Source organism: Sphaerisporangium flaviroseum, assembly GCF_039537005.1.
GTDB lineage: Bacteria > Actinomycetota > Actinomycetes > Streptosporangiales > Streptosporangiaceae > Sphaerisporangium > Sphaerisporangium flaviroseum.
In genome coordinates this window covers 132,576-140,708 of record NZ_BAAAZR010000010.1, presented here as the reverse complement: position 1 = coordinate 140,708, position 8,133 = coordinate 132,576, and the positions used below count along the sequence as shown (strand labels likewise).

Sequence of the window (8,133 nt, the reverse complement as noted above, 5' to 3'; positions counted from 1 at the left end):
CCGACCGTGCTCAGCGGGTCGCCGCGTCGCGGCGGGTCAGCAGCAGACCCAGCGCGATCATGCCGATCGCCAGGGCCAGGTGCAGCCAGTTGTCGGCGGTGTTGACCGGGACGAAGTTGGCCGAGCTCTCGTGGTTGATCAAGCTCCCGTAGATCCACAGGACGAGGTAGACCACTCCCCCTCCGACCAGGTAGTTACGGGCGCCCGACCACGTGCGGGCCAGTGCGATGCCGGCGACGCCGAACAGCAGGTGGACGATGTTGTGCAGGATCGAGACCTGGAACACTCCCAGCAGCAGCGCGTCGGAGTCGTGGCTCGCGAACTGCATGGTGTCGTACTGCGTGGTGACGCCGGGGATGAAGCCCAGCACGCCGACCAGCAGGAACACCACGCCGACCACCAGCGCGGCGAGCTGGACCGGCGTACGGCTCGCCCGGGTGCCTGATGTGGCCATGAAAGCCTCCCATGGAATGGGGCCGTTGGGGCCGCTACCGCTACCCCCCGAAACAACGGCAAACGTCTCGCCCATGGAAGTTCTCAAACCTTGATCTGGCCGCACACCGCCTGCTCGTAACCCCTGTACATCTGTCAGGTCCGCGCGGATCGAAATGCTCGGGGATGCCCATCACGTTACGCCAAGCATCCCAGACGAACACTGACGGCTCAACGAGAGGTTCAGAGATGCTCTGATGGGCAGGCCAGAGCAAGGCCGGACCTCGGATCTCAAGCTTGATGCTTATCTAATCCCCCACCAAGCAAGGGTCAAGTTGCTGGGCTCCAACGGAGCATGGATCAACATGTCGGACTTCGGGGACATCTGAAGTCGGCCGCTGTCGGCTGCCAGCGAAACCATCAGCATCAATCTGCAGTCGGGCACCCTGCTCCTTCTCACGGTTTAGGTATCCAATCTTTGATTCTATCCCTTTGCAGTGGAAGGCGATAGCGAGGTAGACCATCACCGCCGACAGTTCGAAATTCATTACCTCTCAAGTTGACCACGGCTGTGCCCGAACGGCCTTCAGATGACCAGTCCAACTCTATATGCCAGCGGCAGTCGCAACTGGCCGTCGAAGCTATTATGTTGAAAATCTCGATTTCTTCCGAGGAAACTTCATAGGGAAACTGAACAGGTGGAGCAGGAAGCCATTTTTCGGTCTCTTCATCCCATTTCTTGTTAGGAAGTGGGGACGCGGACGGCTGTCGCTTGTCTAAATCCACTGCATACATTCGCTCTTCAATAGCCCCTCCACATCCGGTAACAATGTCATACATGAACCCCGAAGAGCGTACAACTCGCGTCACCACAACTCTCATGCGCTGCAATGCAACTACCTTGGAAGTGTAGCCTTGGAGAGAGATACTCACTTGAGTAGCCCAGCCGCCCGTCGCCCCTTTGGGCAGAACTCCCCAGTCGGTCTGACTCACGTCTGGAAGCGGAAATTTGTCTGGCGGTATTTCGCTAAATGCCCAGAAGCAGCCATTTGGTCCTCGTGGATAACCTTCTGGATCGATAATCTGAACGGTCCACCCAAAAGGATCCTTCGGCTCCGAAAGCTTCGCCAAGCCCGATTGGGCAGCATCAACCACCATGGCGCTCACTGCTGCTGACAGTGCCGCCGCGACAGTCGCAATCAACCAAGTTTTCTGTCTGGAGATCCAAGCTGACCATCTCGGCGAAGCCTTGTGCGTCGCCCAAGGGCCAGGCGGATGGTCCGTCATATGACAACGATGAACGCCTTGCTCTAGAGAGTCAATCACCCGAATTGATCCACTTGCCTCACGATTCTTGTGTTTTGAGGCACGGGTTTCCTGTGTCTTGTACCAGCACACTGCAGGGGCGCAAGATCCAGGCCGGTGGAAACTGTCCGCTTACCAGGGCAGATAACGCAGGAACGGACGGATCTCCAGTCTCACTGAGTCCCGCCCGTTCCTATTGCCGCTCGCGGGTTGTCGGTCAGTTGTCGTTACCCAATGCTTCCCCGACTGGACTCAGCTTGGCGCGCGCGATCGACGTCTTCGCAGTTCAGAGGACCAGCAGAGTAGCGATGTCCTCTTGACTCATAATCCGTAGGTCGTGGGTTCAAGTCCCACCCGCCCTACTCGCGATCATGCCCTTCACCTGCGACTTCACATGATCCACTCTTGCTCTGGAGCATTGTTCGGCACTGTGGGGGATCGCTGGGGGATCGTCCGCGCAAGGTCAGCGCGCCGATGATCGTTCCGGCGTAGTCCGGCGGGCGTATGGGGATTGGGACGCTTTACTTGACACGGGCAGGGGAGTCCAACATGCGATGGCCTGCCTGTCAGACCGCGGCCCCGGTATCGCAGATGCCGGCCTCACGCCTCGCCGAGCGACCAATACGGCAGCAGCCAAACTCCACGCGGCTTCCCTCAGCGGTGACGTCATCGCCACGAGCATCCCGCCCATAACGAACAGCCCTCGAGTGAGTCGTCCCCGAGGGCTGTCCCGCTTCGTCGATCAGTCCCGCCCTGATGGCGGCATGTAAGCGCATGTGAATCCCCCGCTTTCGTGTGGCGCTCCTCTTGGCTCAGGCAGCCCGGTCTGAACCGTATGAGACCATGCTAGGCATGGTTTTCGTTCGCTTTCTTTCGATTGGTCTTCTCGCTGGCGCGGTTATCGCCGTCGCCCTCTTATCGCGTTCGGGACACCTAGTGCCGACCGGCGACTTCCATCAGTGGAGTCTGAGTGTGTTGCTCACCCTTAATTTCGGCCAATTCCTCACTGTCCCGACCGCCCTCCTGGTCTTCGCCTGGAAGGGCACCCGCCGTGGCAGGCCTCCGCTGAAGCGCCCTGGTTTGCTATTGGGCATTTGCACTATCGTTTTCGGGCTGTTCGTCATGCGTCTAGGACTGAGCACTGCAGGATGGATCGATACCGGTGCGGTCGCATACGGATTAGGCGATCCGGACGCCAAATATCTGCTGGCGACGTTCAATGTCTTCCTGGGAGCGGTCACCTTGACCATCGGTGCCCTGATATCGGTGGTGAAGATAGTTTCCGTGCTTACCGTCTGGCAGCGACGGCGGAAGGCGTCATAGGGCGTGCCCTCGCTCTTGTACCGGTCAGACGAACGCGGCCGAGCAGGCGTTCCACGTATCCGGTCGGCGGGTGGCTCCTACACGTTATCCGGTACATCACCAATGCGCAGGAACGCGGTCAGCTCGCGGCGCAACGCCCCGCGATTCCTACGACCCAAGTGGCTCGTACTACCTGGTTAACACACGCTTGGCCCATCGCTTTGATGACGTGTTCGGAGCACCCGTGAACTCCCTGACGGCATAAGGCTGGGGCATTGCCCCGCGCGTTCTTCCGTGACCTGCACGAATGGGAGCCGATCCCGCGCAAGTTCGACCCCGCCCACGCCCTAAGTGGGCGTTTGATCCCTTCCCGTGAATGAATGCCCAGATATGTCCAGCCAGCGGAGCAGCGGCATATGCGAAGTCTCAGCGGATTTGCGGGCCCCTGAAGCGCAGCCGCTCGACCGGCTGCTGCCGATCTCGTACCGCAAACTCCTGTCTCATCCCATGACCTCGCGCTTTGGGCCTTACCCGCTGGTGAGGGCCGCCTCAAGAGGCTGGGCCTCCCCCGCACCGAAAGGTACGCCGGAGGTATGGCCAAGCAGCGAACCTACCCCAGCGACCTTTCCGACGCCCGCTGGGCGCTCATCGAGCCGGTGCTGAGCGCCTGGCGGACCGACCGCCGCACACAAGGCCTCGACATCGGCCGCCCGTGCGAGCATGACCTGCGCACCATCATGAACGCCATCCTCTACATCGACCGCACCGGAATCCCCTGGCGCTAGGGACAGGGACCGGCCACGGCGGTCGCCGGGAGTTCGAGGTCAGGGTGGTCAAGGAATGGAATGGATGCGCCGCGGGCGGGTAATGCTGAGGAGTCGCCGTAGGCCTTTCCAGGCGTCGCCTCGACGTCTTGTCACCGGTGACCGGTGGGACGAACCCCCGGAAACGGCAGGCGCCATGTCGACATCGTTCACCTCGGCGACCGAACCCACCCAGCAGGATGCGCTGCTGTCACTGCTGCTGTCCACCGACACCTTTGAGACGTTCCTCCACGAGCTCACCCTGCTCACCGTGGCGGCGCTGCCCGAGGGCAGCATGTGCGGGATCACCATCGTCCGCGACTCCGGCGCGGCGACGGTGGCCAACAGCGACGCGCTGACCCTGGCCGTCGACCACATTCAGTACCGCACCGGCCAAGGCCCGTGTCTGGACACCCTGGCGACCACAGAAAGCCACTACATTCCCGACACCTCCACGGAAGCGCGCTGGCCGGCGTTCTGCGCCGAGGCCTTCGCCCACGGGGTGCGCAGCTGCCTGTCGCTGCCCTTGCAGGGGCCGACCCAGATCGTCGGCGGCTACAACCTGTACAACACCCATGCCGGTGCCTTCGACGACGACGACCAGCAGCGGATGCGCGTCTTCGCCGGCACCGCGGCCGGCGCCGTCGCCCTGGCCCTGCGTGCGTCCGACCAAGCGAGGCTGAACGAGGACCTGCGCGCCACCTTGGACACGCGCAGCACCATCGACCAGGCGATCGGCATCGTGATGGCCCAGCAGCGCTGCTCCGCCAGGGCCGCGTTCGCCATCCTCAGCCGCGCCTCCCAGAACCGCAACATCAAACTCCGCGATCTGGCCGCCGAGATCGTGACCGCCGTGGGCGGCCCGCCCACCGCCTTCGACACCTTCGACCTGCCTGGTTGAGGCGGCACGGGTGAGCCGATCACCCTGCTCGACGAGGGCGGCCCCACCGGGCCCCCGACCTCGGCCTTGACCAGATTCCCCGTAACGCCGAATGGCGGCACGCCCCTGACGAGCCTTACCAGAGGATGTGCGGTCAGTGGCCGGGGGGGAGGCCACTGACCTTCGTGCACGCCCGGTGCGGGATCCCGCGGTCAGCCGGTCAGCGGGCCGAATTCCTTGCGGGTGTCGATCACGTCGCCGAAGAGCTCCCATCGCTCGCCCTTGAACCTCATGAGCTGCATGGACTCGATGGGGAAGCCGTCGTCCGGTCCGGTGGTCATCGTCACTCCCGGCAGCAGCATCTCGACCGGGACGCTGTTGAGCGAACGCATGGCGTCACGCAGTCCCTCGCGTGTCGGGCACTTCGCGGCGTCCATCGCCTTGTGGAAGGCGGTGGCCACCGCCCATCCGAAGGCGTGGTACGGAATGGCGGGATCGGCGTCGGGGGCGTACTTCTTCATCGTCGCGTAGTAGCGCATCATCTCCGTATCGCTCTTCCACGTGGGGTCGATGGGGTCCTTGTAATAGGTCGCCGAGACGATGCCCTGCACGTTCTTGAAGCCGACCGGCTTGATCACGGTGATCGAGGCGGAGACGTTGTTGATGATGTGCAGCGGATTCCAGCTCGCGTTCTTGGCGTCGGCCGCCAGGGCCTGGGAGCCGAACTTGGGCGTCGTCACGTTGAGCAGGACATCCGCCTTGGACCCGGCCAGGTTGCGCATCTGCGGTTCCACGCTCGGATCGGAGACCTCGTAGCTCTGCTCCGCGACCACCTTGATCCCGCTGCCGTCGATGGCCCTCTTGAACCCGCCGAACAGGTCCTTGCCGAAGTCGTCGTTCTGGTAGAGCACCGCCACCTTGGCGTCGGGCCGCTCCTTCTTGAGGTACTGCGCGTACACGCGGGCCTCGGAGACGTAGTTGGGCTGCCAGCCGATGGTCCACGGGTGGTTGGTGTCCGTGCCCCACTTCGACGCGCCGGTGGCGACGAAGACCTGCGGCACCTTCCGCTGGTTGGTGTAGTCCCAGGTCGCCGTGGTCGAGGGCGTGCCCAGCGTCTGGAAGAGCGCGAACACCTGCTCCTGCTCGACGAGCCTGCGGGCCTCCTCGACGGCCTTGGGCGGCTGGTAGCCGTCGTCGCGCACCACGAACTCGACCTTGCGTCCGCCGATCCCGTTCTGCTCGGCGTTGACGAAGTCGAAGTAGGCCTTGATGCCCTTGGGGATGGCGCCGTAGGCGGAAGCCGGTCCCGAGAGCGGGTAGATGCCGCCGAGCTTGATGCTCTTGTCGGTGATGCCGGTGGTCTGCTGTCCCTGGCACGCCCCGGACGCCGCCGCCGTCGAGCCCGCCTCGTTCCCCTCTCGCCCCCCGCACGCCGCCAGGGCGACCAGCAGGGTCGCCGTCATCGCCGTACAGCCGATCGCAGATACCCGCATTCCTTACTCCTTCCGGAGGACCTTTGTGATCGAGCGCGTCACGCGTCCCGCCAGCCCGGCCAGACCAGTCGGAGCGACGTACATCACCGCGATGATCAGCAAGCCGAAGATGACGCCGGGCGCGGCGTCGTTGACGTCCTGGGAGATGCTCGGCACGAACATCACGAACAGACCGCCCAGCAGCGGCCCGGACGCCGATCCGAGGCCGCCGACGACGAGGCCCGCCAGGAGCGTGATCGAGAGGTTGACGGAGAACGAGTCCGGAGAGACGAACCCGATGACCCATGTGTAGACGCAGCCCGCCGCCCCCGCGAGCATCGCGCTCCAGGCGAAGGCGAGCGTCTTGTAGAACGACAGCCGTACGCCCATCACCTCGGCCGCCGCCTCGTTGTCGCGGACGGCGTGCAGGGCCCGGCCGACCCGAGAGCGCAGCAGGCCGTGGGCCAGCAGGAAGGCGACGACGGCCACGGCCAGCGTCAGGAAGTACAGCCACTGGTCCTCGGCCAGTCCCGTCCACGCCGGAGGCGCCGGCTTGGCGAGTGTCAGCCCCATGGAACCACCGGTCACCGGCTCGAACCGCTTGAGCAGCGGGACCAGGAAGATCGCGATGGCCAGCGTCACCAGGGCCAGGTAGAGCCCGCGCAGGCGCATGGCCGGCAGGCCGAGCCCCAGGCCGAGCGCGAACGCCACCGCGGCGGCGATCGGCAAGGTCGCCACGTGCGGCATGTCCCACCGGTCGAGCATGATCGCGGTCACGTAGGCCCCGATGCCGAAGAAGGCGCCGTGGCCGAGGGAGATCTGGCCGGCGTGGCCGACGAGCAGGTTCAGCCCGAGCAGCGCCACCGCGTAGACCAGCACCATGGTGAACTGGAACACGCGGAAGGGCGGGAGCTGGAACGGCGCGTAACACGCCGCCATGAGCAGCGCCGCCATCATGATCCACCGCCAGCGCAGGGTGGCGACACGCGCCAGCGCCCGCCCCCGGGTGGGCGCGCCCGCTCGGGCGGCGTTCTCGGTCACCTTCACCGACCCGCTCATGTCCTGTCCACCACCGCTCGGCCGAACAGGCCCTGAGGCCGCAACAGCAGGATGCAGAGAATGATGACCAGCGGCACGCCGACCTTGAGGTCAGGTCCGATGAAGCCGACGTAGGCGCCGGCGAGCGTCTCGGCGACGCCCACGACCAGGCCGCCCACCACCGCGCCCACCGGACTGTCGAACCCCCCGAGGGTCGCCGCGGCGAAGGCGTAGATGAGGACGCCGCCCATCATGTTGGGCTCGAGGAAGAGCAGCGGGGCCACCAGGATGCCCGACACCGCGCCGACGGTGGCGGCGAGCCCCCAGCCGAGCGCGAGCGTCCAGCCCACGCGGATGCCGACGAGCCGGGCCGACTCGGGGTTGGTCGCCACGGCGCGCATCCCCAGGCCGATCTTGGTGTGCTGGAAGAGCACGTACAGCAGGCCCATCACCACGGCGACCACCACGAGGATGCCCAGCGTCGAGTACCCCACGCTCAGCCCGCCCGCCTCGATGGCGCCGGCGGGGAACGGGTTGGGGAAGTCCTTGATGAGGAACGTCCAGATCCACCCGGCGGCGGCGTTGACGAAGATGAACAGCCCCACGGTGACGATGACCACGGTCAGTTCGGGGGCGCCTTCCACGGGGCGGATGACCAGCCGCTCGATCAGCATGCCTCCGACGAACGACACCGCCAGCGTCAGCCCAAGAGCGGGCCAGAACGACAGGCCCCCGGCGATGAACTGCCAGGCGATGTAGGCGGAGAACATCGCCAGCTCACCCTGGGCGAAGTTGACGATCCCGGTGAACTGGTAGATCAGCACCAGGGCCAGGGCCAGGCTGGCATAGATGGCGCCGGCGCCGAGCCCCTCGACGATCTGCTGCAGGAAGCCGGCCATGC

General features: G+C 64.8%; 8 protein-coding genes. 3 read left to right on the top strand and 5 right to left on the bottom strand.

Features of this window, described 5'->3' with window-relative positions:
- Positions 1-10 precede the first annotated feature (10 nt).
- The gene (locus tag ABD810_RS21440) at positions 11-454 is read right to left on the bottom strand and encodes a DUF4383 domain-containing protein (protein ID WP_344943056.1); all 444 of its coding nucleotides are present in this window, start codon (positions 452-454) and stop codon (positions 11-13) included.
- Between the two features lie 434 nt (positions 455-888).
- Positions 889-1,635, bottom strand: a complete 747-nt coding sequence (locus ABD810_RS21435; RefSeq protein WP_344943052.1) for a hypothetical protein — start codon at positions 1,633-1,635, stop codon at positions 889-891.
- Between the two features lie 954 nt (positions 1,636-2,589).
- Between ABD810_RS21435 and ABD810_RS21430 the strand changes: the two genes are divergently transcribed.
- The 3 genes from ABD810_RS21430 to ABD810_RS21420 all read left to right on the top strand — a co-directional run bounded on the left by ABD810_RS21430 (position 2,590) and on the right by ABD810_RS21420 (position 4,743).
- Complete coding sequence (locus ABD810_RS21430; RefSeq protein ID WP_344943050.1) at positions 2,590-3,060, top strand: hypothetical protein; 471 nt, start codon at positions 2,590-2,592, stop codon at positions 3,058-3,060.
- Between the two features lie 572 nt (positions 3,061-3,632).
- On the top strand, positions 3,633-3,824 hold the full coding sequence (locus ABD810_RS21425) for a transposase (RefSeq protein ID WP_344943048.1): 192 nt from the start codon (positions 3,633-3,635) through the stop codon (positions 3,822-3,824).
- Positions 3,825-3,999: 175 nt separating this feature from the next.
- Positions 4,000-4,743: a GAF and ANTAR domain-containing protein gene (locus ABD810_RS21420; protein WP_344943046.1), complete on the top strand. Its 744-nt coding sequence runs from the start codon at positions 4,000-4,002 to the stop codon at positions 4,741-4,743.
- Positions 4,744-4,934: 191 nt separating this feature from the next.
- Here the strand turns inward: ABD810_RS21420 and ABD810_RS21415 are convergent, their stop codons facing one another.
- Genes ABD810_RS21415 through ABD810_RS21405 form a run of 3 tightly spaced genes read right to left on the bottom strand, consistent with a single transcriptional unit; the run spans position 4,935 to position 8,131 of the window.
- A complete protein-coding gene (locus ABD810_RS21415; protein ID WP_344943044.1) occupies positions 4,935-6,215 on the bottom strand; it encodes an ABC transporter substrate-binding protein in 1,281 nt (426 codons plus the stop codon).
- A gap of 3 nt (positions 6,216-6,218) precedes the next feature.
- Positions 6,219-7,253, bottom strand: a complete 1,035-nt coding sequence (locus ABD810_RS21410) for a branched-chain amino acid ABC transporter permease (protein WP_344943042.1) — start codon at positions 7,251-7,253, stop codon at positions 6,219-6,221.
- Complete coding sequence (locus ABD810_RS21405) at positions 7,250-8,131, bottom strand: branched-chain amino acid ABC transporter permease (protein WP_344943040.1); 882 nt, start codon at positions 8,129-8,131, stop codon at positions 7,250-7,252. Before ABD810_RS21405 ends, ABD810_RS21410 begins: the two co-directional genes overlap by 4 nt.
- Positions 8,132-8,133: the final 2 nt, after the last annotated feature.

Coding starts and splice junctions, on each gene's coding strand:
- ABD810_RS21430 (WP_344943050.1), top strand. CDS start 2,590: ATGGTTTTCGTTCGCTTTCTTTCGATTGGTCTTCTCGCTGGCGCGGTT.
- ABD810_RS21440 (WP_344943056.1), bottom strand. CDS start 454: ATGGCCACATCAGGCACCCGGGCGAGCCGTACGCCGGTCCAGCTCGCC.
- ABD810_RS21410 (WP_344943042.1), bottom strand. CDS start 7,253: ATGAGCGGGTCGGTGAAGGTGACCGAGAACGCCGCCCGAGCGGGCGCG.
- ABD810_RS21425 (WP_344943048.1), top strand. CDS start 3,633: ATGGCCAAGCAGCGAACCTACCCCAGCGACCTTTCCGACGCCCGCTGG.
- ABD810_RS21405 (WP_344943040.1), bottom strand. CDS start 8,131: ATGGCCGGCTTCCTGCAGCAGATCGTCGAGGGGCTCGGCGCCGGCGCC.
- ABD810_RS21415 (WP_344943044.1), bottom strand. CDS start 6,215: ATGCGGGTATCTGCGATCGGCTGTACGGCGATGACGGCGACCCTGCTG.
- ABD810_RS21420 (WP_344943046.1), top strand. CDS start 4,000: ATGTCGACATCGTTCACCTCGGCGACCGAACCCACCCAGCAGGATGCG.